A 25,610-nucleotide genomic window follows, 5' to 3' on the forward strand; every position below is an offset into this window, starting at 1 on the left:
CGTGTGCTTTGGTGATGTCGATGTCCATCGCGCAGGCATCCGAGCCTAGTCTGCCCGGTACTGTGGAGCTTAGCCCGCTGCCGTTGGATCGCTCGCGAGCGTCGTCGCTGGCCACGCTCGCGTTGGACGGCAACGTGCTGACGGCGGGAACGCTTGCTTTCCTGGGCGGTTACGACCCGGATGATTGGTCCGGCCGGCTGAAGGCCGTCAGCTTGAATGCGGACGGTGCGGCAACCGGCGTGGTGTGGGATGCCGCCGCGATGCTCACCGATCCACGGGCTACCCCGCCGGCCAGCCGCACGATATTGACCGCCAGTCGCAGGGAAACCGGAGAGATCGTCGGCATAGCGTTCGAACCCGAGTCGATTTTCGATGACTACCAGACGGAAAGGCTGATGCTGCCGCAGCCTGGGCTTGGCGCCGATACACGCCAGGCGCGCGTGGCCTACTTGCGAGGTGTTCGTACGCTGGAGCGGGAAGGCTGCTTGCGCCCGCGCAGCAGCGTGCTGGGCGCCATCATTCATTCGCAGGCCGTGTATGTGGGCCCCCCATCGGGCAGGTACGCCAGCAGCTGGCCTACGAAGATCGGCGGCACTTCCGTTCCAGCACCGGAAAACGAATTCATGGTGCAAGGCTATGCCACCTTCGTGTCGGCCAACGCCAAACGCATGCCGATGCTTTACGTCGCTGCCAATGATGGCATGTTGCACGCGTTTCAAGCGCCAGTGCCCACCTGCACGGCGAAGGATGCGCAAGGTCAATGCAGCACCTATGCAGTGGCACAAGAAGCAGGCAAGGAGCGCTGGGCTTACGTGCCACGCGCGGCGTACGGCAAGCTCGGCAATCTTACGCATGCCCGTGATTTCCGGTTCCAGCCGACGGTGGACGCAACGCCCGTCACACGTGATGTATTTTTCAGCCAGCATGGCCAGCGCGAATGGCATAGCCTGTTGGTGGGTGGCCTGGGTTTGGGTGGTCGTGGCGCGTATGCGCTGGATATCACCAAGCCCGAATCAGCCAGCGAGGCCCATCCCGAGCGTACCGTGTTGTGGGAGTTCGATGCAGACGCACCGCCCGGTATGGCGCAGACAGGCGCCATCTATGCTCCGGCGGACCTTGGCTATACCTATGGCCAGCCCGCCATCGCGCGGTTGGCGAATGGCCGCTGGGCGGTGCTGGTTCCTGGCGGCTATTTTGCCGATTGCGGCAAACCGGACCGGCCCGCGCAATGCGTAGAGGCATCCGGGACACCGCCAAGCTATAGCGCGCTGTTCGTGCTGGATGCCCAAACCGGCGTGGTGATAGCGGAGCTGAAGACACCCGCCAAGGAGGGTGTCTTCAGCTATGGACTGGCCACGCCCGTGCTGGGCGATTACGACAACGATCAAGTCGATGACATCGCCTTTGCCGGTGACTTGGCCGGCAACCTGTGGCGCTTCGATTTGTCCTCACCCAATCCCGCCCATTGGAGCGTAGCGCTGGCCTATCGCCCGGCTACGCAGGGAGCGCAAGCCATCACCGTGATGCCACGCCTTTTTCCGGACCCGGCGACGAACCGCTTCATCGTTGTATTCGGAACAGGCAAGTACCTGGGCAGTGGCGATAAGCGCGATGCCACCACCCAGTCGATCTATGGCATACGCGATCGGGTCGATGGCAAGGGCCAGCCGCTTACCGCCGCCCGTGACAATCTTCAGCCACAAACCTTGAGCGAAGAAACGGTTACCGATGCCGTTTCCGGCAGCAGCGCAACATTGCGCACGCTCACGTCCAATCCGGTGCCGATGCGGGCTGGCGGCTGGCGTATCGACCTGGATGTAGTTGCGGGTGAACGCGTAGTTAGCACGCCCACGGCACTGTTCAATACCAATACCGTGCTGGTGAGCAGTTTGATACCCGACGGTGACACACCCTCAGCTGCGATCATGGCCATCGATGCGGCCACGGGCGGTGCGCGCGCGATCGTGAATTTCGCCAATGGCTCGTACGTCGGCGCCCAGATCGAGCACCCGCCGGCTAGCGGCATGCTGCCGATGGCAATGCTTCCGGGCGGTGGCAAGTTGATCATGCCCGGCATGAACTTGAAAGCTGGCAAGGGCGGACTGGATTTGCCGTTGTCCCTCGATGCCCCGCTATGGCGTCGCCGCTCCTGGTCATTGCTTACGCCTGATAGCTGAAAGGAGTGCAGCCATGGATCGTTTGCGTGGATTTAGCCTGGTGGAACTGCTCGCGGTAATGGCGATTGCCTCGATCCTCGCCGCGATGGCAACGCAATCCTACTCCCGATACGTATTGCGTTCGCATCGCGCGGACGCACACCAGGCATTGATGGCGATCGCGCATGCGCAGGAACGCTGGTACGCCACCTACAATCGCTATGCGACTGACCTGGGCAAGCTTGGAATGGCCGATCAGGCGATTTCAGAGCACGGCTATTACGCGCTGACATCGAGGGTGCTGGACAGTGCCGGGCAAGGTTTTGTCGCCATGGCTATGCCGATCGGCCGTCAATTTGGCGATGCGTGTGGCAAGCTGTCGATCGACAACGCGGGGCGTAAGCTGCCGGACCAGGCGGATGTCAAAGCAAACGTCAATGGAAGCTGTTGGTAGGGAGTTCGAACCATCTCCCGTCATTGTTTGCGCGCGTTGCTCATGCTGTTAGCATTCCCAGCGCTTTCTCCTGGGGTTTTGCGCTGGCATGTCTCATCGTTTTGACCTGGACGCCTACCTGCAGCGCATCGGCCATACCGGCCCGGTGCGGGCAGATCTTTCCACCTTGCGGGCGATTATCGCCGCGCATACCGCCTCGATTCCCTTCGAGAATCTAGATCCCTTCCTGCACTTGCCGGTTTCGCTGGACCTCGCCTGGATCGAACGCAAGCTGGTGCGCAGCGGTCGTGGCGGCTACTGCTTCGAACAGAACTCGCTGCTGCGAGCCGCGCTTACCACGATCGGCTTCCAGGTGGAGGGCTTGATAGCGCGCGTCCTATGGGGGCGCGATCCTGCTTCGCTCACGCCACAAACCCATATGCTGCTGCGTATTGAGCTGGATGGCGAGAGCTGGCTGGCGGATGTCGGTTTTGGTGGTCAAACACTCAGTGGCGTGTTGCATTTGCGTGCGGATATCGAACAGCCTACGCCGCATGAACCTTTTCGCCTGACCCAGGCCGACGGCAACTGGTGGTCACAATCCTTGGTACGCGGCGAATGGCTCACGCTCTACCGCTTTGACCTGCAACCCCGCTTTTCGGCCGACTATGAGGTCGCCAATCATTACACGTCGACTTATCCGGCTTCGCATTTCCGGCACACCCTGAGGGTCGCCCGTCTTGCGCCGATGCAGCGGATGAATCTGTCCGGTCGCCAATTCACGCTGCATACCCTGGGTGGCGAATCGGTGAAACGCACGCTTGGGAGCGCGGAAGAAATTTGCGAGGTGCTGCGCGAAGTCTTCGGGATTCGTTTGCCCGAGCATCCCCACTTGCTGCAGCGCCTGGATGCATTGCCGATGGATACGTAGGCTGGGATGACAATCCCAGCGTTGCCATGCATGCAGTCTGGCGATGGCGCTTCAAAGGACGTGGCTGGAAAGCCTCTGCGCAAGTCCCGAATAGCGCCGCGTCCGCTGCGCCAGCGCATGCTCGATCGCAGTTTGCGTGCCGACCAAAGTCAGCCAACGCCGCGCGCGGGTAATTCCGGTATACAGCAATTCCCGTGTGAGCACGACCGGCGAATCTTCCGGCAGCACCAACGCGGTATGCTCGAACTCCGAGCCTTGCGACTTGTGCACCGTCATGGCGTAGACGGTTTCCGCGTCACCCAGCCGGGAAGGTAATACGCAGCGCACTAGCGCATCGTCCATTTGCGGTGTATGGGATGACGTGCCACGCGTGATAGGAAAGGCGACATACAAGCGCGGTTCGCCGTCGGCCCCAGGCATGCGTAAAGTCATGCCGACGTCGCCATTCATAAGGCCAAGGCTGTAGTCATTACGCATCATCATCACCGGCCGGCCTTCGTACCAGCCGCGGTCCGCTTCGATCAGCCCAGCGGACAGCAGCATGGTGGCGATATCGCGATTCAGTTGCTCGACCCCGGCAGGTCCATGGCGCACTGCGCACAACACTTGAAAGCGGTTGAAGGCCTCCAGCAAGTCGTGTGCCCAGCTTTGGTAGCTTGCGTCATCGGCATCCAGGGCAGGGCGCTGCAGTCGCAATTGTTCAAGATAGTGGCGGAAACCTTGCGGGCCGTCGGTGTCCACTGGGACGATTTGTCCATCCATGACCAGCGGCGCGATCGGCGTGGCGTTGACGCTGGAAGCCACCCACGTGACGTCGCCGGATGCCGAGTCGAGCAACGCATTCACGGCAGCGCCATTGCCGGCGTTAACGGCGGCGGCTAGCTGCCCGATACCGCTTGCGGCGTGGAAGCGATGACTGCTGCGAAGCATGGCGACGTGCTGATCGAGTGCTTGCGCATCCTCCCGTACGAACCCAGTAACGTCATCACCGCCTGCAGCAAGCAGCCACTTCGCGGTGGCCTGGCTATAGCAACCCTGGTCCGCACGCCGCCCCAGTTCGCCCAGCACAGCTCCGGCTTCCACCGAGGCGAGCTGATCCCTGTCGCCCAGAAGGATCAGCCGCGCCTGCGGCGGTAGTGCATCCAGCACGGCGGCCATCATCTCCAGGTCGACCATCGAGGCTTCGTCGACCACCAGCACGTCCACGTGCAAGGGATGGCGGCTATCGCGGGCATAGCGGCGGCTGTCCGGGCGCGCACCCAGCAGGCGGTGCAGGGTTTCCACCTGCATGGGAATCGCCGCGCGCACCTGCTCTTCCACGTCAAGCAAGGCGATCTGGCGCGCGATCGAGGCATTCAAACGCGCCGCTGCCTTGCCGGTCGGCGCGGCCAGACGAATGCGCAGCGGCGTGGCCTGTTGGCGTAGATGCAAGGTTTGCAGCAGGCCGAGCAAGCGCACAACCGTGGTGGTCTTGCCCGTGCCCGGTCCACCAGTGATCACACTGAAAGCGCCACGCGCCGCGAGCCCGCATGCTACGCGGGGCCACACGACAGGTTCGCCCGCAGGAGTGGGAAACAGACGCTGCAATTCTTCGTGCAGCTCTTCCGCCGGCAGCATGCTTTCGGTGAGTCGTGTGGCAATGCCCGCGGCCACGCGGCATTCATAGTTCCAGTAGCGACGCAGATACAGTCGGCCACCGTCCAACACCAGGGGTGCTTCGGCCGGAACGCCATCCGCGTTGGCCATGACCGGCGATACGGGTAAGACGGTGGTGGAAAGCAATTCAAACCACGGCGCCGGCCATGCCTGTTCTGCGGCGAGTGCATCCAGCGCATGGAGATCCAAGCATGGATGGCCGTCGCCTAGCTGCCGGCTCGTCAGGGCCGCTAGCAGCAACAACGCGGGTTCGGCATGCGGATCGCAGTCGGCGATAAAACGCGCGAACGCCAGATCCAGCGAGCGCAACAGGTGCCGAGCCGCCGCTTCAACCAGCATTGCCAGCATGGCATCACGCGACATGCGATTGCGCCTCCTGCGCGAACAGCCGATCCATGGCGTCGATCAAGGCGAAGGGCAGCCGTTCGGTATGAATGCCATGGCCGGCCTGATCCACGCCGCGCAGATACAGATAGAGCACACCGCCTACGTGGCGGTCATAGTGGTATCCAGGCAAGCGTGCGCGCAACAGGCGATGCAAGGCCAGCGTGTAGATGGCGTACTGCAGATCGTAACGGGATTGCAGCGTGGCCTCGCGCATGGCAGCGGGCGTATAGGCTGCGGAAGAGTCGCCCAACCAATTGGATTTATAGTCGATCACGTAGTAGCGGCCCTGCTGCTCGACGATCAGGTCGATAAAGCCCTTGAGCATGCCGTTGATGCGAGTGGCTGGCAGCAAGGGGCGTTGCACGCCGCCCAGCGTGTGGCGGGTAACGAGCTGATCCAGCTGCTGCGTATCGACACGATGCGCCTCGAACCAGAATTCCAGCTCGGCCTGATAGCGTCTTCGATCTGTGAGTTGCGCAAATGTCAGCGTGCCGCCATCAGGTAGCATCAGAGGCGTCTGCAGCAAAGCGGGTAACCATAGGCCGAGGGGGGATATCCATGCTTGCCAGCTACGGCGCTGGCAGCGGCGTGCGATCTGCTGTTCGAGTGCGGTGGCATCCCGGGCTACGGTGGCGAAGCCGGTTTCGGCGATCCACTCCAGCAAGTCATGCAGGAAAGTGCCGGCATCCGCGCCGCGCGGAAACGCGTGCATGCCGTAATCGATGCTGACGGCTGCCCAGTCGGTTGACTCGCGCACCGCTTCTGCGAGCACATCCTGGGTAGCGGTTTCCGGGGCGCTCTGGCGAGTCGACCCGGCTTCACCGTGGGTGAGCGCGCTATAGCTCGATATCCACCATGGTTCAGGCGGTGACAATGCATAGGCGCGCGCATGGCGTTCGCCGCCCGCGCGGCGCACGGGATGGAAGATGCGCAGGCCAAGGAATTCCTCAGCTACGTGCACTTGGATATCGCTTGCGCCGTTGCGCAGCACTTCGACACGCGTGCGTAATTCGGCCGGTTCGATGGCTTGTTCCCCGCCCGAAAGCACATAGCCGAAGGCAGAGCGGTGCAACAAGGGTTTGTTGCGGTCGGCAACGCAAGCCACGCCCAGCCAGCACGCATGCTCGGCCCGCGTGAGGGCGACATAAAATAGACGCAAGTCTTCCTGCAGGCGCTCACGCTCCATGCGCTGTTGCGCTTCCGCATCGGGATCCAGGTCGATCCAGGTCTTTCCCGCATCGTCATGCCAGGGCTGCACGCTGCCTCGCGGCGCTTCCTGGTAGCGGCTGACGAACGGCAGCATCACCACGGGATACTGCAAGCCCTTGGATTTGTGAATGGTAATGAGCTTGACCAGGTCGGCCTCGCTCTCCAGGCGTACCACTTGTTCTTCAGCGGTTTCCGTATCACCTTCGCCGGCGCGCGTTATTTGCGAGGCGAGGTAGCGGATCAAAGCGTACTCGCCATCCAGGTTCGTCGCCGCGTGCTGTAGCAGTTCCGCCAGGTGTTGCAGGTTGGTTAGTACGCGTTCCCCGCTGGGTTTGGCCAACAGACGTGCAGGCAGGTCGAACACATGCAGCAGATTGTGCAGCATCGCCAGCACGCCGTGCCGTTGCCACAGGGCTTGCAGTTCACGAAAGCTTTCGCCGCACCACTCCCAATAGGCCTCGTCGTGATTGAGCCGATCCAATTCCTCCAGGCTACGCTGCAGGGTGGCGCTGGCGAGCGCTGCGCGCATGGCTCGGTCGGAGGACGGCATCGCGCAGGCTTGCAGCCACAAAAGCACATCCGGCGCTTCTTCGGCGGCGTAAACCGATTCGTTTTCCGAGAGATAGACGCTGTACACCCCGCGCTGACGCAACGCCATGCGCATGCAAGCGGCCTCTCGCTTGCTACGCACCAACACGGCGATGTCGCGGGGGCGCAATGCGACTGTCCCGCCGGCTGCGTCAACGAAGTTGCAGCGGCCGGTTTGCGCGGCTTCCAGCAAGTCGACAACGTGCGATGCCGCATGGGCAGCGGCCGTGTCCATGTAAACGCCAACACCCATCGGCTTGTCGCCGCTGAGCACTTCCAGGTGGATTGGCGCGACGGGCTGGCCATCCTTCAGCAGGCTACGCTGTGCACCGGCGGCCTGGATGGGCTGGAAGGGCAGGCCATGCGAGCCCTGGCCAAACGCAAACGCGCCCTGTGGCCATTGATCCGCATAGTGGAAAATGCGGTTCACCGCTGCCACCAAGGGCGAGGTGGAGCGGTAGTTGGTAGTGAGCGTCCAGGTCGGCGATTGGGCCTGCTCCCGTGCTGCCAGATAGGTATGAATATCCGCGCCGCGGAAACCGTAGATGGCCTGCTTGGGATCGCCGATCAACAACAAGCCGGTGCCCGGGCGATCCGCGTAGATGCGCTGGAAGATACGCCATTGCAACGGATCGGTGTCCTGGAATTCGTCGATCAGGGCAATCGGATATTGTCCGGCGATGGTATCGGCGAGCTGCGCACCGTGTGGGCCGTGCAAAGCCGCGTCGAGCTGGCGCAGCATATCGTCGAAACCGGGCTTGGCTTGGCGTTCGCGTATCTGGTCGGTACGTGTGGTGATCCACGGCAGCGCGTGCGAAAGCAGCAAGGGGACCAGCGGCGGTTCGGCCTTACAGGCATCAAGCAAGGATTGGATGGCCGCGAAAACTTCGTGCTCAGGCGGTTCGTTGCCCTTGCTCACCGCACTGTTGAGTTTGGCCTGGGTGTAGCGCTCCAGCGTAGCCTGCTCGATGTCGGCTCCCTCAGCCCATTGGCGCAGGGCCGGCAGTTCGCGCTCCACCGTCTTGGGCAGGAAGATATTGTTCTTCAGTGCCTTGGTTTGCACGGCCGTGTGGAGCATCGATTCGATTGCATCCACATCGGCTTGCCACAACGCGCGCGCAGCTTGTTCGGCCTGACGTCGCGGCGCCTGATGGCGGCGCAAGGTTTCGGGCAGGTCTTCGATTATCGGCAACTGCCGGCCTTGAATGCGCACGCGATCCACGGGAAGGTGCAGCAAGGGGCGCACGGCGCGTTGCAATGCTTGCGGGCTTCGCCACTGCGTGGCGATGCAAGCCGCCTCGGCTTCATCCAACGGCGCGTAGTAGCGACGCCAGTAGTCGCGCACGGCTTCGGCAAGGCGCGCGTTTTCATCCGCTACCTCATCGATCGCTTCGCTACCTTCGAACGCATGCTGCGCGAGCATGCGCTGGCTCCAGCCATGAATGGTGTGAACGGCCGCTTCGTCCATCCATTGCGCCGCTAGGTCCAGTTGGCGGGCGGCGGCCGCGCGTTCGTCTGTGTGCGGGTATTCCGCGATCAGTTGGCGCAGGAATTCATCGGCTTGCTGTTGCCCGCGAAAGGCGGCAGCTGCAGTGGCAAGTCGTTCGCGTATGCGCTCACGCAACTCGGCCGTAGCGGCGCGAGTGAACGTGACCACCAGGATCTGCGCCGGCAGTTGCGCCTGCTGCCCGCCATGCCCCAGCACCAGTCGTAGGTACAGCGCGGCAAGCGTCCAGGTTTTGCCGGTGCCCGCACTGGCCTCGATCAGGCGTAGGCCTTGCAGTGGCAGGCGCAAGGGATCCAGTGGCGTCATCGCGCTCATGCGTCACTCTCCAGCACGGCGGCGTCGAGCAGCGGGCGATATAGCGGCAGCCACTGCTCGAAACCGTCGGCGTGTAGCGCGGCAAAGCTGCGCCAGGTGCGCGCCAGGCAAGGCTCCCGATTGACTTCGCCGGATGGCGCACCCGGCGCATCGCTACCTTCATAACAGAGGCGGGCGGCATCGGCTGGAATCTTTTCGTTGCGCTCTGCCAGCAGCCATGCGTAAGCGGTGAGGCGTGCGATCGGCAGGGGCCGCTGCATGCCGGTTTGCCAGCCATCCATCAATGCTTCCAGCCAGCTAGCCGCTTCATGCTTGTCGAGAGGCTTCAACACTACCGTGGCATCCGAAGCCAGGAAGCGGCTGGCCAGGCCAATCCCGTTCGCATTGGCAAGCAACTGCAGCACCCAGGGCTGCAGCAGCTTGTCGTAGCGTATGGTTTTGCCTTGGCAAAGTTGACCGGCCATCGGCAACAGGCGTACGAACGAACCGTCATCGCTGGTGCGCAGATCGTCGAGCCAGCCCTCTACGCTCAGGTCGCCGTGCGTGTAGCGCAACTCTTGTGCGGGTGCCAGCCCAGACCAATGGGCAAGCGATGCCCGCCACTGGTGCATGATCTGGTGCACATTGTTGCCGATAGCTTCCACGGCCAGCGCACCGAATCCGCCTGCCGGCATAACGCCCTGCTGCCGCAAGCGCTGAGCAGCGCTAAGCAGGGCCGCTTCGGTATCTGCGTCGTCCGCCATCAGCGCGCATTGCAGCAACGCTTGCGTGGCAGCGTGATTTTCCAGGCCGTCCAGCGCAAACGGCTCCTCGTCTTGCATGCCCGCGTCGATGTCCTCGAAGCGCACTTTCAAGCGCTCGCTGTAGAAGCAGGCAGCCGGCCTGGCCAGAAAGCGTTGCAAGCTGCGGATGTCGAGCACTGATTCTGTTTGCCAGGGGGGAAGCGGCGAGACTTCTGTGTCGGCCCTTGCGCGGCGCGCGTGCGCCCATTCCGAGGCATAGGTGAAAAGCGGCGAGGCGGGATCGAAGTAGCGTTCGCTGAACACCTGCAGCGGATGCACGGTAGTAATGGCATCCAGCAGCCGATCGCGGGACCCGGCGTCGGTGCTGTCATTGGGCAAGCACCAACCCGCGGCAAGGTAGTCCCGCAACTGGCCCACGAGCACCGAGGGCGGCAGCTCGCTGTTGTCGCGCACGCTGTGTCCCACCCAGCTGATGTGTAGCGCGTCGCGCGCCGACAGCAAGGCTTCCAGAAACAGATAACGATCATCCTCGCGCCGCGAGCGGTCCCCCGGCCGGTGCTGGCCGGCGTTTGCCATCAGGTCAAAATCCGGTGGCGAGAGGCGGCGGGGATAATCGCCATCGTTCATGCCCAGCAGGCACACCACCCGGAAAGGGATTGCGCGCATCGGCAGCAGCGTGCCGAAGTTCACCGCGCCACCCATGAAACGCTGTGAAAGTTGATGCTGGTCGATGGCCTGCAGCCAATCCTCGCTTACGATGGCCAGGGGAATGGCTTGTGTGAAGCCTGCCTCCTGGCAGGCATCCAGCCAGCTGTCCAGGGCGTCTTCCAGGCGGCTGATACGCAGGGCGTCGTCTTCGTCGCCGCGCGGATCGAAGCAGTCGCGCAGTAGATGACGCAGGCGCTCGCTCCATTGCCCCGGTGTTGCCGATGACGCGAATAGCTGCCAGTAGCGCTCCAGTGTTTCCAGCAGTTGACTCAGCGGCCCTAGCAATTCGGCATCCAGGCCGCCGATTTCCGCATAGGGCGCGACACCGTTGAGCGACGGACCATCGCCGGTCGCATAACCGAGCAACATGCGGCGCATACCGAAGCGCCAGCTGTTCTGTTCTTGCGGTGGCAGGTCAAAGGCTTGCTTCTGCCGACCATCCAGGCCCCAGCGAATACCGGCTTGGGCAATCCAACGGCGTAGCGTAGGAAGATCGTCTTCGCCGATGCCAAACCGGCGGCGCAGCGAGGGCACGTCGAGCAAGTCCAGCACATCGCTGGCGGTGAAGCGCGACTCGGTAAGCTTGAGCAGGTGTTCCAGCGCGGTCAACAACGGTGAAGTGCCACGGCCCGGCTGGTCGGCCACGCTGTAGGGCAGGTAGCGCGGATCGCTGACGGCAATGCGTCCGAACACGGCCTGCACGTGCGGTGCGTAGGTGCGGATATCCGGCACCATCACCATCACGTCGCGCGGTGACAGAGGTTGCCCAGCGCGCGCGGCTTGCTCGAACTGGGCAAGCAATTGGTCGTGCAGGATTTCCACTTCGCGCTGCGGGCTGTGCGCGACATGAAAATGCAGCGAACGGGTATCGGGCAGCGGCTTGCGCGCGGTCGGGTCAGTGGGCGCCGGCTCCAGTTCCAGCACGGCCTGCTGCACCTGATGCAGCAAGGAGTCGTTGCCGAATTCCCGGAACAGGTCGATGCTGCGCTTGATCGAGCTGAAGCGATCGCGGTAGCGCTCGGGCTGGTCGAAGGCATCAAGCTGGCGAATGAAATCGCGGCCCTGCTTGCCCCAGGCGGCCAGCAGGGGATTGGCGTGCAAATGCAGATCCTGGTAACGAGGTTCCGGCGGCAGCCCCGGCTTGTTCGCGTGGCGACGGTGTTCGGCGAGCAGCAGCTCGCGATCCTCGATGATGTCGGCCCAATAGTGTCGGCAGGGATTGGTGACCAGCAGCAGCACCTGGCTGTGGCGAGCCAGCGCCGTAAGCGCTTCCAGCACCTGCGGCGGCAATGAAGTGATGCCGAATACCACGATACGGCGCGGGATCTCTTCGGTCGACCAGCCAGGCGCTTGCATGTGCTGCATGAAGCGGCGGTGTACTCCCGCGCGGTGGCTGTCGCGTTGCGCGGGAGGAACGTCATCGAGCAGCAAGCGCCACAACCTGGGCTGCCAGCGCTGCGCGGCAGGTAATTCGACAACGCGGTTGCGTACGCTATCGCGCAGCACGTCGTTACGGTGCTCCCAGTCTTCCAGCCAGTCGCCGCGGAACACCTGATACTGATCGAACAGGTCGGCCACCTGCATGGCCAGGCGGTAGAGCCGCCGCCAATCGCCGGCCTCGCCCAGCAGGGCGCGCAAGGGCGCGAAAGCGGTCTCCTCCAGATGCTGTGGCAGCAAGCGCAGCAAGCGCCAAACCAGGCGCGACTTGTCGAAAGGCGAGGTGGCCGGCACGGCTGCTTCGCCCAGCACGCTGCGATACGCCGTCCACAGGAATCGTCCCGGTAGCTGGATGTCGACCGCCGCGCTGACTCCCAAGCCGCCGGCCTTGACCGGCCGTGCCAATGCAAGCTTCAGCCACTGGGCGATGCCGTTGCTCTGTACCAGCATCAGCTCGTTTTCCAGCGGAGCCAATGGCGTGCGTTGCAGCCAGGCAGCCAGCAGGTCGCGCAGATCCTCCTGGCGATTGCCGTGGATCACCATCAGGCCGGGTTCGACGAAGGGAAGGTGAGGCTGTTGCTCGGATGCACTCACGGTTGCTTGCGCTTCCTTGTTGTTATGGCGGCTGGGACGATGGCTTCACCCTGTCGCGTGGCTTGCGATCGCCCTGCAAGGCAGGCCGTCGGGCCGCCAGGGGATTCTAGCCGCTATCGACCCTGTCCGCTTCGGCGCATGCCGGGCTGAAGGGACTGCTTCATGCGCGCGCCCAGCTCAGACAGCGCCTCCGGTTCCGCCTCGATCCCTGTGATAGGCATCGCAAAAAATCTGTGGCGGGTCGCGCATTGTCCGACACGGCGCAAGCTCGTCGAACAGGAGCGCACGCCGCTTCACCACAGTTTCACGCCTGCAATCGAATGATCGTTTCGCTTTGGACGTCCCTGCCGGCGTCGTGAGGGGGCCGGTCAAAATACATAAGGGGTGATGGATGGGGAAGGGATTTTGGGAGAGACCTTGGGTTCGCCATCTTGCGGTGGCTGTGGGCTATGGTGTGTTGGCGGCGGCATTGCGAGAGTTGTCTGTCTCGTATTGGATGATCGCCGATGGCTTGCGACTGAGTGCTTTTCTGCTTTTCCCGTACCGCTATTGGCCGGCGCTATTGGTTGGTGACCTGGGGTATTACGCTTACCTGAGCTACGCTTGTCTGGATACTTGGGGCGCTACCTGGGCCGTCTTTAATTTGCTGTCTCCGGCCGCTTTCGTGGCGCCGCTCATTTATTGGGTACGCGAACGCTGGCAGCCGATCGGAAACGCGGCAGGGGTTGGGGCCTTGCTTGTTTGCACGTTGTTGCTGTCATGCGTGCTTGCGGGAAGGTCCATATTGAGCGTGAATTTGATGGACCTGCCCAAGGGTTACGTGGTCCACAATGGTGCCATGGCTGCGCGTTTTTTCATCGGCGGTTACCTGGGCACGCTAACCATCGCCCCGCTTGTGCTGGCTATCTACCAAGTGGTCAAGCGACACGGTTGGCGCCAATTGTATAGCCGGGTCGCGGACAGCCGCCTGGTCTTCGAGAGCACTTGTCTAGGTCTGCCGGTTTTGGCGTTTTTACTGTGGTTCGGATTTTCTTCGCCAGCAGATTCACAAATGCGCCAGTTGGCCCAGGTCGCGATGTTCCTGCCGGTGGTCTGGCTTGCCCTCCGGCATGGCTGGCAAGGCGCAGCCATAGGGGGAGCCATCGCGAGCTGCGCCATCAAATTATTGATGCCCGGGTTATACGACGAGCACACCATCCAGGCGGAAATTCTCGTCGCCTTTGCCATCTCCAGCATGCTTCTGATGGGAGCCCGTATTGCGGCACTTGATCGTCATGCCGAGCAAAAGCGGGAAGACGTACGCATGGCCTTCGCCGTCGCGCAACGCAATGTCTACATTGGAGAAATGCAGTTGCGGATGGCATCGCAAACGTTGGAGCAAGTGCGCGAAACCATTCAGGCCGGTTTTACCATGATGTTGGGACGTCTTCGGCATTTGCAGCCGGCACTGGATGATCGTGGCTATCAACGTCACGCATTTGTTGCGCAAGAGCAGCTTCATAAACTGGCGGACAGCTTGTACCCGGTTTCAGTACGGGAGAGAGGGTTGCCTACAGCGCTTAGCGAGGGACCTTTGGTCCGACTACTGGCCGATGCTGGGTTGCAGTATTCGTATGACGTGCGTGGCCCCTTGAGTTGCTTATCCACGACGTTGCGAATGACCGTTTATCGCATCGTCTGTGAGGCGGTAGCCGACGTTTGCTGTAAAGAAGACATGAGCGACATCCGTGTACAAATCCGTTGCATCCAAGGGCATGGTCGTCATGCTGTCATGGTTAGGATTGGCCTCAAGTCCGACCCGGTTCGCATGTCTTACATTCGTTGGGACGAACTGCATGCTTATGTGACACGAACGGCCAGTGGCCTGGGCCTGCGTGCTATTCGAGATCGAGCGGCGATTTTTGAAGGGAAAGCGAAGGTGCGTACGTATCCCGACGGAAGGCTTGTCAGCGCACTGTTGTTCGACCCTGTCGCCGGCGGCGACTAGCGCCGCCGGCGAAATCCCTATTTCAATTGAAGCCGGCACATTGCTCGGGGTCCGTGCATGTGCTGTTGGGGGACGCGTTTAGGTTCGTCATGCCGTTATTCTGAGGAGTCACCGTAATTACGGTCGTACTATCTCTGTAGACCGTTGTCGGTGCCGCCGTGTCGACCGAGGAAGTCTTTGCGGCCCGCTGCTGGGGCGTCGTCACGTAGTTTGAAGATTCCCCCACCGGCAGCGTAAAGAACTGCCCGCCCGCCGTCCCGACCGCGCCAATCACATGGCCATTCAGGTCATTGACCTGGATGTATTCGATGCCGTTCAACACGAATACGTAGACATGCCAGTTCGGGCTTGTGCTGACGTCCACGGCATTGGGCCAGGCCTGGCCCAGGCCGGTGGCATGAGGTTCCGCCGCCATGGCCAGTCCGGACAAGCTCAGGCTCAGGCATACGCCGAGCGCAGCACGAGACAGTTTATGCATGATGTTTCCCCTTGCGCGGTGAGCGGTTAATTGAAGTGGAATGCAATCTAGCTTCCGACCCGCGCTGGAAAGGTGATGGCGCAGGGCACTGAGTGCGCCATTCAGCAAGCCACAGAGGGGCGTGATGGGCCTGTGAAAATGGGAGTAGCGCTTGCCCTGGTAAGGCCGTAAGCGATTACCTCGGCACGGCTGCCGCGTCCGCGGCCGATAAAAAATGTGACAAAAACAAGTCCTTCCGGCTTGCCAAACGCGCCATACACCAAGCGTCAGACCGCGTGCTAAGGTTCCGCCGGTAGGATCACGCTCAGTAGTTCTGACGTCCCGTTTAGGCAATGCCCCACTTTAGAAGGGGCATTTCACTGTGCATAAAAGGGGGAAAGGATGTCCGACGGAATGCTGGATAGCTTCTGGAACTCGTTGCAGAGAGCCGAATATCGACTCGAAGCGGAAGCCTCCGACGTAGGGCGAAACGTCTACCGGACCATCTACGGCTACCAAGGCCGGGTGATGCGCTTGCGCGAGGCCCTGGCCGATTCGGGCCCGATCGCGCGCCAGACGGTAATGCGGAAGCTCGAAGGCATCAGCCTGGATGCGGTCTGGGACATCTTGTTCTCGGCCGTGCGAGACATGGCGCTTTACTACGGCGGCAGTGTCGTGCTCGGCACGGCGGTCGGCGCCGGCCTGGGCTCATTGGCGGGCGGTGTCGGTGCGATCCCCGGCGCGGCCATTGGCTTTGAGGCGGGCAACCTGCTGGGCGAGTGGGTCCTGATGTTCCTGGGCCTGAAGATGCTGGCCGAGGGCCTGGTCGACACTATCCCGCAAGCACTACGGCTCTATGTGGAAGCCTTCCGCATCGCCTGGGGACCGGTGGCGCAGGATCGACCCGATGCGCCCTACAGCGCGGACTACCACCACAGCGAGGACATGGCGGCGCACCGTTTCGCCGAGGGCCATGTGCTGATGATCATCGCGATCCTGATCGCGCTGGTGGCCTACCTCACTCGCGGCAAGAGCGAAAAAGCGTTGATGGACGCCATTCGCAAGAGCGAGCGGCTGGGTTCGAAGTTCGCCGATTGGCTGGAGGCGAACAAAGGGAAGCTGCTGGAGGATGAGCGCCTGAAGCCGAAAATACGGGAACGGGCTGCAGGCGAGAAAGAGCCTGAGGCGAATCAGGCGGCACGTAGTCCTTCGCCGCAGCAGAGAGCAGCGACAGCGACACCCGCGGGCAAAGTCGCGCAGAGCACCGTAACGAAGACAGTCGGTAAGAACACCGTCACATGGACGCTTGACGCCAATGGCAACCCCATTTCGGCATCAGGCACTTTGAAAGAATCCTTTTCTGGCGCCGCTAGAAGTTCTGCAGAGGTGCAGGCGCAGGCGGATGCAGCAGCAGCGGGTGTTGCAGGAGACCAGGGTGGGCACTTGGTCGGTCATCGGTTTGTGCTCGACCAGGGTTCAGGAAATTTGTTTCCACAAGAAGGCAACTTCAATATGTCTGCCTTCAAGACCCTTGAGAATGACTATGCCCGCTATACTGCTAAGGGCTATCAAGTAGATTTCGTGCATACGCTTGGCGACTTTGATCCTGTCACAGGCAGGCCGGGATCACTGAGTGTTCAATACGAAGTGACCGATGCTGGCGGAAACGTTGTGGATACGTTCTCCGATAAATTCTTGAATCAGGCCGGCCAGACTTACACCAGAAGAGCCTTCTAAACATGAATAACGAAGCTTCCGCGATCGTCATCGACCTCGCAAAAGAATTTGTAAGCCTGGTTGGATCGCTCGATCCAGGCTGGACGAAGGCTTACTACAGGTTTAGAGCGGAGGAACTTCGCTACGGCTCGAACGCCTCTTATGTGGGTGGAACTGGAGTGACGCTCGTGGGAGCGATCAGGCATGGGCCTTTTTATGAGTTGATGAACGAAAAGGGCGCTGAGCTTTTGAAGCATCTGGACAAGAAGAAAGGTGTCTTCCTGCTAACTGTGGATAATCAGCTCGACTATGACATTAAGTTCGAGTGGAACGATCTGCACCGCTGGGAGATCTCGAAGATGGACGGGCGCAGCGGAATTCCAGAGGGTCTCTGAACGGTCCTTGGGGATGATTTGAAGTGGATATGATTGATTTACAGGACAAGTTTGCCGCGCGCGTGGCCGGCTTGGTGAAGTCACCCTGGGACGAGATTCAAGTCCACTATGAAAATGCGGAGATGGCAGGCGTGCCTAGGGAAGTCTTCACGGCATCGCTGCTGCTCAACGGCGCTAAGCAAAGCATAAAGCTCCCGCTTGATGTACTTGATCTGTTGTTGAAGCTGAAGCAACTCAAGCCGCACGGGCAGTCGGAAGGATGGGTTTGGCTTGAGTTCTTCATCGATAAGACGGGGCAGTACAAGTTCGACTACAAATACGGCAATCCGCCTTTGATCATGGAGCAGGTCAAGTATTCGAAGTGATGCCCATGAAACAGTCGGGCGTCCGCGGCGGCCTCAGAAGGTATGACAGAAACAAGTCTCCCCAACTTGCCGATCGTGCCATACACCTGTCACTGGACCACGTGCTAAGGTTTCGCCGGTTGGGGCACGCTGGCGGCCGGTTCGGGCGATGCCCCCACAGGCGTGGATTTTTACTGGATTTAAAAAGGGAAAGGGATGTCCGACGGAATGCTGGATGGCTTCTGGAACTCGCTGCAGAGGGCCGAGCATCGTCTTGAGGCCGAAGCCTCGGAAGCAGAGCACAAGGTTTACCGAACCATCTACGGCTATAAGAGCCGGGTAATGCGAATGCGTGCGGCCTTGGCCGACTCCGGCCCGATCGCACGCCAAACGGTAACCCGCAAACTGGAAGGCATCAGTCTGGATGCCGTCTGGGACATCTTGTTCTCGGCCGTGCGGGACATGGCGCTTTACTACGGCGGCAGCGTTGTGCTCGGCACGGCGGTCGGCGCCGGTTTGGGCTCGCTGGCCGGCGGCGTCGGCGCGATTCCTGGCGCAGTCGTAGGCGCTGAGGCGGGGAACCTGCTGGGTGAGTGGGTGCTGATGTTCCTGGGCCTGAAGATGCTGGCCGAGGGCTTGGCCGATACCATCCCGCAAGCGCTGCGCCTTTACGTGCAAGGTTTCCGCATCGCCTGGGGGCCGGCGGAGCAGGACCGTCCCGACGCGCCCTACAGCGCAGACTACTACCACAACGAGAACATGGCCGCCCATCGCTTCGCGGATGGCCACGTGCTGATGATCATCGCGATCCTGATCGCGCTGATTGCCTATCTCACCCGCGGCAAGAGCGAAAAAGCGCTTATGGAGGCGATTCGCAAGAGCGAACGCCTGGGTTCGAAGTTTGCCGACTGGCTGGCGGCGAACAAAGGGAAATTGCTGGAAGATGAGCGCCTGCAGCCGAAGCTGCGAGAGCGGGCGCAGGCGCAGAAAGAAGAAACGCGGCCGTTGCAGGGGAAAAGGCAGGGCGCAGCCGGTTCGCCGAAGGCCTCCGATACTCCCGGCGCTGATAGTGCTCGCGGCACCGAAGTTCCAGACAAGGCAGATGCAGCTGCTAAGGCAGGCCCGAAGACGCTTAAGCCAGAATACTCGCCTGGTTACAACGAGGACAGCATCCTAAACATCCCCAAGGGTGAGCGTCCTGACCCCTCGACCTACCTAACCCAGTCCTACCGGGATGCGCATGCAGCGCTTTTCGAGGATGGTGCAGTGCGCATCCAGCCGGCCGCCCCAACCGGCACGATCGGGCGGACCGAAACTTGGGTTTTTCCAAAGTCGTTGGCGGACGATGCGATAGCAAAATCCGGGGGTGATGTTCGAGCCCTGGAGAACATGCTGGGTCTGGACGAAGGCTATCTCGGGGATGCGCCAGTTCGAGTGGATATTCCGAATCCTGCTGGATATAGGATTCCTACCGGCAACGAATTTGCAGCCAATGGCTTCTGGCGTCCTGGCGGCGCTACTTGGCCGGGTGGCTTGCCTGAGGCCGTCATCGATCCCGTGCCTGCCGGTAGCTATGTAGTGAACCCTGTGTTTGGAGATTGAAATGAGCGAAGTTATTTATGATGCCGATGGGCTGCTTGTATCAAAAAAAGGAACCAAGTTTTACGTCAAGTACGACGTTGGTACTCATCAAATTGCCATGCGCGAGGATGAAATATCCGAGCAAGATGCAGCACGGATAATGGCCGGTCCTGTGGAGGCGAACAAGGTGTTGTTTGAATTGCAGAAGAGGCTCATTCAATCTGGAATTGACCCGTACGTTTCAAATATTGAGTGAGGATGCACTCACTCCCGTGTACTCGATCCCATTGAAGTAAGGCGTGTCAGTGTCAGACGTATTTGACATCACCCATGGGGCGGTCAGTTTCAATTCAAAGCTGATTTTTCTAGCGGGTATGACGCTGCATGACGTCGAGTCGAGCGGTGTGACGTTCAACCGCGAATTCGATATGAAGACCGGCTGGGTGTTTCGCACCGCCAGACCCTACGAAATGGCAGGACACACTGCCCATCTATCCCTAGGCTTCGAGCACGACAAGCTTCAAACAGTAGCCTTTGCATTTGCGGATGAGGTGGGTGATGACCTCCACGCGCTACACGAGAAGCACGGGCGCTTCGTGCTGAAAGCGCTAGGACAACTTTTCGAGAAAAAGCCGCGTCAAACGGGATGGTGGCAGGCAACTGCCAGTACCCCCACGTGGCGGTGCCGCGCACAACTGATGCGAGTAGCAGGGAGCCCTTGCTTCGGGAGCGGCGCTGGTCGCGGCGCAGCAGGCACGTTCCCGTTTGGATAAAATCAGATCCATTGGACTACCATTCGAATCCAATCGCCTAGGGAGCGCCGCCTTGCCCAATCTGTTTTTTTCTTACTCACATGCTGACGAGGGGCTGCGGGACCAGCTCGAGAAACAGCTTGCCATGTTGAAGCGGCAAGGGATCATCGAGGTCTGGCACGATCGGCGCATTGGTGCAGGTCAGGAGATCGATAAGGCTATCAATCAGCACATCGAGAGCGACGAGATCATCCTGTTGCTTGTGAGTCCCGACTTCATTGCGTCGGATTACTGCTACGACATCGAGATGACGCGCGCCCTGGACCGGCACGAAGCCGGGACGGCCATTGTTATTCCGGTCATCCTTCGCGCTTGCGACTGGCATCACGCTCCATTTGGAAAACTCCTGGCTACGCCGCGTGACGGTAAGCCCATTACCCAATGGCCCGACACGGACCAGGCGTTTTTGGAGGTCGCTCAGGCGATTCGCAAATCTGCTGAACGATGGCAGGGTGCGAAGGGGGCAAGACCTCCTGCACCAGCCCATCCACTCGTATCAAGCAACCCTACGGCGGTGGCCACGACAGGTCCCAGGTCCAGCAACCTTCGGTTGGCGAAGACGTTCACACAGCGGGATCAGGACAAGTTCCTGCTCGATACGTTCGAATACATCGCGCGGTTCTTCGAGAACTCGCTGACCGAACTCGGAACCCGCAACCCAGGTTTCGAAGGCGACTTTCGGCGCGTGGATGCGAATCGGTTCTTTGCCACCATTTACAAAAATGGTGAGGACGTCGCGCGTGCGACTGTCTTCATGGGCGGCATGTTTCAAAAGGGTATCAGCTACGCCAATGGCCAGACGACCGACAGCAATAGCCTCAACGAGTCGCTCTCGGTGAAAGCGGATGACCAGATGCTTTACTTGGCCAGTTTGGGTATGTCTTCGTTTTCACGGGGGCATGACCAGAAGCTTTCTCAAGAAGGGGCCGCCGAGCTGTTGTGGGCGTTCCTCATTGAGCATCTTCAACGTCGCGGTTAGGCTCACTCTGCCCATCGAGGCGCGGTCGCGGCTGCTATGGCGAAATGTCATTCAGCGGCATGGTCTAGCGCGAGGTCGATTGGGACTTTGTAGGCCGCCAAAGAAATGCCCCATATCTCATCATGCTTGTCGCAGCCTGAGCAAACAAGTGCTACGGGGATTCCGGCGCTATTGATGATGGGGGCGCCGCTACAGCCTTCGAAATGCTCATGCCCAGGATGGTCAAAGGGCAGTTTGAAGACATGGTAGTTACCCTCCGTTCTAAGGAAGGACAACTCTGGGTAGGTTCGGATTTCGCCTGAGAAATATCGCTGCCCGAAGTGCTCTTCTTGTGCGGGAAGGACCATGCCACAAAAGCCGAACGTATCATTTGGGTCTGGCTTTTCGCAAAGAGTCAGTGCATGGACTGTAATTGGCGTTTCGCATTTGATGGTGTTCTTGGTTGGATCAATCTCTTGCCGATATGCAGTCACGGATGGATCGATCTCTACAAACGATAGATCGACTCTTTTCAATTCAGAGGACCCGAGGTTCCCGATGGCGAAGAAGTTCATCGCGCCTAGCCAACGCAACAGGGTTCGGTTTTGTTGAGGGGCGAAGCGAACCTGCAGCGCCCAATCGCCCTGATCGCCGGTTGCGTGGGCGACGGTCAAGAGAATCCGCTTGCCGCGATAGTCGGCCAGGCATGCCGAGGCTACCTTGGTCGGGAAGGAGTCTTGTCCCATGCGTACCAGTTGCGCGCTCGACAGGAATAATGCAATTGGGGTTGTCGTTCTCATCGGCGTTTGATGTTCCAAGAATGCTGGCGAGCGGCGTTCGCCACGGATGTTTATCCGGATCGTAGGGCCTAACGGCCAAACATTTGCGCGATCTGGGATGTGATGAGGTAGAACCCTTTGTGGTGGGGTTCTCTCTGCTCAATGAGCTTGATGGCAACGCCATGAACCCAATCGGCATGTTCGCGATAGTTCCGCATAGCGGCTTCGGGGGTGTCCTCGGTGCGGAACTGGTCGTTGATCGCCGCCGTTGATATGGCGCAGACCTGACGTTCTGTCCCGTGCACGGCGACAAATTTGATGGCCGCGAAGTCCATGTCGTAATGGGGCTCTTCTGGGAACGTCCATCTGTCGTCCATGAGTATCTCCGGGGCTGAACTAGTGTGTAAGTGCGACTCTTGGCATCAATCCAGCGAGTATATCGCGGCAAACGGGCCATCCATCGCCAAGGCTTTCATCCGGTGGTGGCATCGGGCCTTGTCTTCTGAAGCGTCACCCTGCTTGTGTATTTAACATTTATATAACTTTTAAGCCATCGAAAAGACAGCAGCTATCGAGAAGTGCGGTCGCGAAAAGGGTGATGAATGAAAGCCGATCCCTGGCCCCTAGAGTGCTAAGTAATTGACATATCGATTTTTAGTATATATATTCAGGCTTAATTGAATGATTCTTATAAAATTGAAATATTAGTGGTGCTGCGATGACTACCTATCCCGCTGCCATGAACACGCTCCGTCGCCTCAAAACGGCGGAGGCTGCGTTTGTCGCGGGCGTTGAGATCCAAGACGTCAATCGTGCGATGGATGAACGTATCTTGCCGGCCGAGTTGTTCCGCGTTGGAGAGCGTGAGTTGTCGCCGATCGCTTGCTTGTTCCTGGCGGTTTACTACCGAACATCGGAACTGTTGACGGCCAACGTACGCCGCCAAATCATCGATCGGATGAAAGCGCTGATTCCGGTTCCCTCAGTGAATGAGGTGACGCGAGAGCTTTTGGAAAAGAACTGGACTTTGGCGTTTGAGGAGATAACCGTTTCTTCGGACCCGGTGTCAGTCAACTTGCGTCGATACGTGGAGGACACCATTGGTCACTATGATCAATTGGTGGATGCCCGTGATTGGGTCGTTTCCGATCCCGACATCCTTAACGGGACTCCCGTGATTAAGGGGACGCGGATTCCTGTCTACGATGTGGCCGCTTCTGCCAATACGGGCTATCCCATGGAAGAAGTCCTGGCGGCTTATCCGAGTCTTACCAAGGTGGATGTGGAGCGGGCCGCGTTGTATGCAAAGACAAATCCCATGCGAGGGCGGCCGCGTGAGCCCATCATGCCGCCAGTGGGAGCCAGGGTACGTGAGAACCGCGATGTTCCTTACCGCAAGGTGAAGCACAGCTCAGCAAGGAAGCGAGAGCGAGATGATGAAATTTCTCATTGATGAATGCCTCAGTCCTGCTCTTGCAACACAAGCACAAGCACGCGGTTACCTTGATTCAGTTCATATCGAATGGCGCGGGCTTTCTGGCAAAAAAGACTGGGATCTGATGCCCATCATTTTGAATGAGGATTGGACTTTTGTGACGAAGAATTCCCGCGACTTTCGCGGGAGTTCTGGTAGCGGTGGGCTGTATGCCAAGACCGAGATTCATGCTGGGCTGGTTTGTCTGAATGGTCCAGTCCATATGGATCTGGACATGATGACCAGCCTCTTTGAGGTTGCCTTGGATGCGTTGGACCACGATCCAGATTTAGTCAATGCCGTTCTCGACATCACCTTGATTGAGGGGGAGAGTGATGAGGATGATCGGGTGAACATTACGCGCTATGACTTGCCCAAGCCCTGATGTGGTTCGCCTGGCTGGGTGGCGGCGCCGATTAAGTAAATGGACTCGTTCTTGCGGCACGAGTGATCAAGAGTGGTGCGATGTAATGGAACGGAGCGTTCCACCCCGGTTTCCCATTCCCCAGCGATCTCCAGGTTTCTTCACGTAATTCGTCCAGACATAGCCCCAGGGAATCACGATGGGAAAGATGACTCCCATCAGGCAGGCATTGATTGTCTCGGCGAGATGCGCATCGACTTGATGCGCCAGCGAGAACGGCAGCGCAAACGCCAGGAGCCAGGTCGATTTCCAAACCATTTCGAAGAACAGCAAAGGCAGCATTTGCAGCGGATAACGCAATCCCAGCAGGGCGAGAACCGAAACGGCCGCTAGCAGCGCATGAACTACGCCGTATTTGTCCGACCCAAGCACGGTTGCGTCGCGAGTGTGCTCGATGATGTCGGGCCATATCTGTGTTCCCAGGCCGACCACCAATAGAAGGTAAGTGGCGCGCAGCAGATACAGGCGAAACAGGGATACGTCGCTCATGGCGCGCGCCTCGTCGATTGTGCCAAGTAGCATGCGCCGCCTCGGATTTGGTTTTTGTATGCGGGAAGTTGAGCCCAATTCCGGATTCCCAGGGGCGGAGACCATCGGCCTTCGCTTCACGCACAGATCATCCACGGCTGATAGCAGCAAAAAAGCCCCGGAAACACAAAATTTCCGAGGCTTCTTGAACTGGAATGAATTGGTGGAGCGGAGGAGGATCGAACTCCCGACCTCTGCATTGCGAACGCAGCGCTCTCCCAGCTGAGCTACCGCCCCACGCGAGCTGCACATGGTAGCAGCGCAGCGGGGGGAGCGCCAAGCCCTGGTCGGCTAGCCGGGCAGGAGGCCGGTGAGGCGGTCGTAGAGCACGCTGCGGCGCCAGCCTTCCAGGGCTTCCGGCCAGCGGGCAGAGACCACGAATTCCTCCAGCACGCGGCGCGAGCACAGCAGGCCCGGGGGTAGGTCCATCTGGGCGGCCAGGGTGTCCACGCATTGTTTCATCTCAGCCAGGGCTTGCTTGGCCTTGCCTTGCGGAAACGGCGGAATGGCGGCGGTGTGCGCGACTTCTTCCGGGCTGACGGCGGGTTGCAGCAGCTCGAATAGTTCGGCGCGCTGCTGCGAACGCAGGGCGCGCTGGCCGGCGCAGCGGCGTTCCAGCTCGTCCAGTTTCTTCGGTGGCTGCTGAGCGATGCTCAGTGCCAAGGCATCTTCCAGCAGCCACGGGCGCGGCTTGTCCAGCAGCCGGGCGGTGGCATCGCGCCACAGCAGGATACGGCGCAGCAAGGCCTGCTGCTCGCGTGGCCACTCGGCAGCGCCGCGAAAGCCGAGCTGTGCTTGTGGATCGCCTTCGCGCGGGCAGCTCTTGCGCTTGAGCCGTTCGCAGTCTTCCGCATGCCAGGCGGCGCGGTCGCGTTGCGTCAGGCGTTGGGCAAGCTCGTGGTAGACCGCTTCGAGATAGACCACGTCCAGCGTGGCGTAATCGCATTGGGAGGCGGTGAGTGGGCGCTGCAGCCAGTCGGAGCGGGTTTCGCCTTTGTCCAGTTCCACGCCGATCAGCTCCGCCACCAAGGCGCGATAGCTCAGTCCCAGGCCCATGCCGACGAAGGCCGCAGCAATCTGCGTGTCGAACAGCACGCGCGGACCCTCCGGCAGCCATGGAGAGAGCGTTTCCAGATCCTCACTGGCGCTGTGCATCACGCTGATCACGTTGGTGCTGTCCAGCGGCTGCAAGGCGCTGCCGATGTCAAAGGCCAGCGGATCGACCAGCGCGTAGCGGCCATTCACGCCCAGCTGCAGCAGGGCCAGCTGGGGATAGAAGCTGTTGCGACGCATGAATTCGGTGTCTAGGCCGAGCACCGCGTGGGGCGACAGCTCGGCCAGCCACTGTTCAAGTTCGCTGCGTTGTTCGATCCAATCAGCCTTGGGCGGCGATAAGGGCAGGGGCATTTGCGTTCCTTCGAGATCACGGAACAAGCAAATACGATTGCTCCGTCATCATGGGTGCCATATGGTAAGCAGCGAACCATAGCA

21 protein-coding genes and 1 tRNA gene are annotated in these 25,610 nt (G+C 60.3%); 13 read left to right on the top strand and 9 right to left on the bottom strand.

The genetic code is table 11. The features are described from left to right. Window positions 1-20: 20 nt before the first annotated feature. The 3 genes from QQJ96_RS15020 (at window position 21) to QQJ96_RS15030 (ending at window position 3,520) form a co-directional block, all read left to right on the top strand. Complete coding sequence (locus QQJ96_RS15020) at window positions 21-2,177, top strand: pilus assembly protein (RefSeq protein ID WP_284332824.1); 2,157 nt, start codon at window positions 21-23, stop codon at window positions 2,175-2,177. Between the two features lie 13 nt (window positions 2,178-2,190). After that, window positions 2,191-2,610, top strand: coding sequence for a type IV pilin protein (locus QQJ96_RS15025; protein WP_284332825.1), 420 nt, complete (start codon window positions 2,191-2,193; stop codon window positions 2,608-2,610). Between the two features lie 88 nt (window positions 2,611-2,698). Further along, entirely contained in the window at window positions 2,699-3,520 is an 822-nt protein-coding gene (locus QQJ96_RS15030) for an arylamine N-acetyltransferase family protein (RefSeq protein ID WP_284332826.1), read from the top strand. Window positions 3,521-3,571: 51 nt separating this feature from the next. On the opposite strand, the gene recD is transcribed toward QQJ96_RS15030, so the two are convergent. Genes recD through recC form a run of 3 tightly spaced genes read right to left on the bottom strand, consistent with a single transcriptional unit; the run spans window position 3,572 to window position 12,664 of the window. Next, a complete protein-coding gene (gene recD, locus QQJ96_RS15035; protein ID WP_284332827.1) occupies window positions 3,572-5,539 on the bottom strand; it encodes an exodeoxyribonuclease V subunit alpha in 1,968 nt (655 codons plus the stop codon). Then, the gene (recB, locus tag QQJ96_RS15040) at window positions 5,529-9,182 is read right to left on the bottom strand and encodes an exodeoxyribonuclease V subunit beta (RefSeq protein WP_284332828.1); all 3,654 of its coding nucleotides are present in this window, start codon (window positions 9,180-9,182) and stop codon (window positions 5,529-5,531) included. Before recB ends, recD begins: the two co-directional genes overlap by 11 nt. Then, entirely contained in the window at window positions 9,179-12,664 is a 3,486-nt protein-coding gene (gene recC, locus QQJ96_RS15045; RefSeq protein ID WP_284332829.1) for an exodeoxyribonuclease V subunit gamma, read from the bottom strand. Before recC ends, recB begins: the two co-directional genes overlap by 4 nt. A gap of 391 nt (window positions 12,665-13,055) precedes the next feature. Here recC and QQJ96_RS15050 point away from each other — a divergent pair, with 391 nt between their 5' ends. Continuing rightward, window positions 13,056-14,651 carry an MASE1 domain-containing protein gene (locus tag QQJ96_RS15050; RefSeq protein ID WP_284332830.1) on the top strand — a complete coding sequence of 532 codons (1,596 nt, stop codon included), beginning with the start codon at window positions 13,056-13,058 and terminating at the stop codon, window positions 14,649-14,651. Between the two features lie 22 nt (window positions 14,652-14,673). Here QQJ96_RS15050 and QQJ96_RS15055 read toward each other — a convergent pair whose 3' ends face one another. Continuing rightward, on the bottom strand, window positions 14,674-15,129 hold the full coding sequence (locus QQJ96_RS15055; protein WP_284332831.1) for a hypothetical protein: 456 nt from the start codon (window positions 15,127-15,129) through the stop codon (window positions 14,674-14,676). A 381-nt stretch (window positions 15,130-15,510) separates the two neighbouring features. Between QQJ96_RS15055 and QQJ96_RS15060 the strand changes: the two genes are divergently transcribed. The 7 genes from QQJ96_RS15060 (at window position 15,511) to QQJ96_RS15090 (ending at window position 20,935) form a co-directional block, all read left to right on the top strand. Further along, window positions 15,511-16,845: a DUF6861 domain-containing protein gene (locus QQJ96_RS15060; RefSeq protein WP_284332832.1), complete on the top strand. Its 1,335-nt coding sequence runs from the start codon at window positions 15,511-15,513 to the stop codon at window positions 16,843-16,845. Window positions 16,846-16,847: 2 nt separating this feature from the next. Beyond that, window positions 16,848-17,219 (top strand): hypothetical protein, encoded by a 372-nt coding sequence (locus QQJ96_RS15065; RefSeq protein WP_284332833.1) that lies wholly within the window; start codon window positions 16,848-16,850, stop codon window positions 17,217-17,219. A 23-nt stretch (window positions 17,220-17,242) separates the two neighbouring features. After that, complete coding sequence (locus tag QQJ96_RS15070; protein ID WP_284332834.1) at window positions 17,243-17,584, top strand: hypothetical protein; 342 nt, start codon at window positions 17,243-17,245, stop codon at window positions 17,582-17,584. A gap of 195 nt (window positions 17,585-17,779) precedes the next feature. Next, on the top strand, window positions 17,780-19,165 hold the full coding sequence (locus QQJ96_RS15075) for a DUF6861 domain-containing protein (protein ID WP_284332835.1): 1,386 nt from the start codon (window positions 17,780-17,782) through the stop codon (window positions 19,163-19,165). Between the two features lies 1 nt (window position 19,166). Further along, window positions 19,167-19,400: a hypothetical protein gene (locus QQJ96_RS15080; RefSeq protein ID WP_284332836.1), complete on the top strand. Its 234-nt coding sequence runs from the start codon at window positions 19,167-19,169 to the stop codon at window positions 19,398-19,400. 49 nt (window positions 19,401-19,449) lie between these two features. Continuing rightward, window positions 19,450-19,917 (top strand): hypothetical protein, encoded by a 468-nt coding sequence (locus QQJ96_RS15085; RefSeq protein WP_284332837.1) that lies wholly within the window; start codon window positions 19,450-19,452, stop codon window positions 19,915-19,917. A 52-nt stretch (window positions 19,918-19,969) separates the two neighbouring features. Then, window positions 19,970-20,935: a toll/interleukin-1 receptor domain-containing protein gene (locus tag QQJ96_RS15090; protein WP_284332838.1), complete on the top strand. Its 966-nt coding sequence runs from the start codon at window positions 19,970-19,972 to the stop codon at window positions 20,933-20,935. A gap of 47 nt (window positions 20,936-20,982) precedes the next feature. Here QQJ96_RS15090 and QQJ96_RS15095 read toward each other — a convergent pair whose 3' ends face one another. Both QQJ96_RS15095 and QQJ96_RS15100 read right to left on the bottom strand, forming a co-directional pair. Beyond that, entirely contained in the window at window positions 20,983-21,714 is a 732-nt protein-coding gene (locus tag QQJ96_RS15095; protein WP_284332839.1) for a hypothetical protein, read from the bottom strand. Between the two features lie 68 nt (window positions 21,715-21,782). Beyond that, the gene (locus QQJ96_RS15100; protein WP_284332840.1) at window positions 21,783-22,070 is read right to left on the bottom strand and encodes a DUF1488 family protein; all 288 of its coding nucleotides are present in this window, start codon (window positions 22,068-22,070) and stop codon (window positions 21,783-21,785) included. A gap of 341 nt (window positions 22,071-22,411) precedes the next feature. Between QQJ96_RS15100 and QQJ96_RS15105 the strand changes: the two genes are divergently transcribed. Together QQJ96_RS15105 and QQJ96_RS15110 are read left to right on the top strand one after the other, a co-directional pair. Further along, window positions 22,412-23,146, top strand: a complete 735-nt coding sequence (locus tag QQJ96_RS15105) for a DUF433 domain-containing protein (protein WP_284332841.1) — start codon at window positions 22,412-22,414, stop codon at window positions 23,144-23,146. Beyond that, window positions 23,127-23,552, top strand: a complete 426-nt coding sequence (locus QQJ96_RS15110) for a DUF5615 family PIN-like protein (protein ID WP_284332842.1) — start codon at window positions 23,127-23,129, stop codon at window positions 23,550-23,552. Before QQJ96_RS15105 ends, QQJ96_RS15110 begins: the two co-directional genes overlap by 20 nt. 66 nt (window positions 23,553-23,618) lie before the next feature. Here QQJ96_RS15110 and QQJ96_RS15115 read toward each other — a convergent pair whose 3' ends face one another. The 3 genes from QQJ96_RS15115 to rnd form a co-directional block, all read right to left on the bottom strand. Then, window positions 23,619-24,080 carry a hypothetical protein gene (locus tag QQJ96_RS15115; protein WP_284332843.1) on the bottom strand — a complete coding sequence of 154 codons (462 nt, stop codon included), beginning with the start codon at window positions 24,078-24,080 and terminating at the stop codon, window positions 23,619-23,621. A gap of 200 nt (window positions 24,081-24,280) precedes the next feature. Continuing rightward, a tRNA-Ala gene (locus QQJ96_RS15120) sits at window positions 24,281-24,356 on the bottom strand. A 54-nt stretch (window positions 24,357-24,410) separates the two neighbouring features. Next, complete coding sequence (gene rnd, locus QQJ96_RS15125) at window positions 24,411-25,526, bottom strand: ribonuclease D (protein WP_284332844.1); 1,116 nt, start codon at window positions 25,524-25,526, stop codon at window positions 24,411-24,413. Window positions 25,527-25,610: the final 84 nt, after the last annotated feature.

Source organism: Dyella flagellata (genome assembly GCF_030160275.1).
Taxonomy (GTDB): domain Bacteria; phylum Pseudomonadota; class Gammaproteobacteria; order Xanthomonadales; family Rhodanobacteraceae; genus Dyella_B; species Dyella_B flagellata.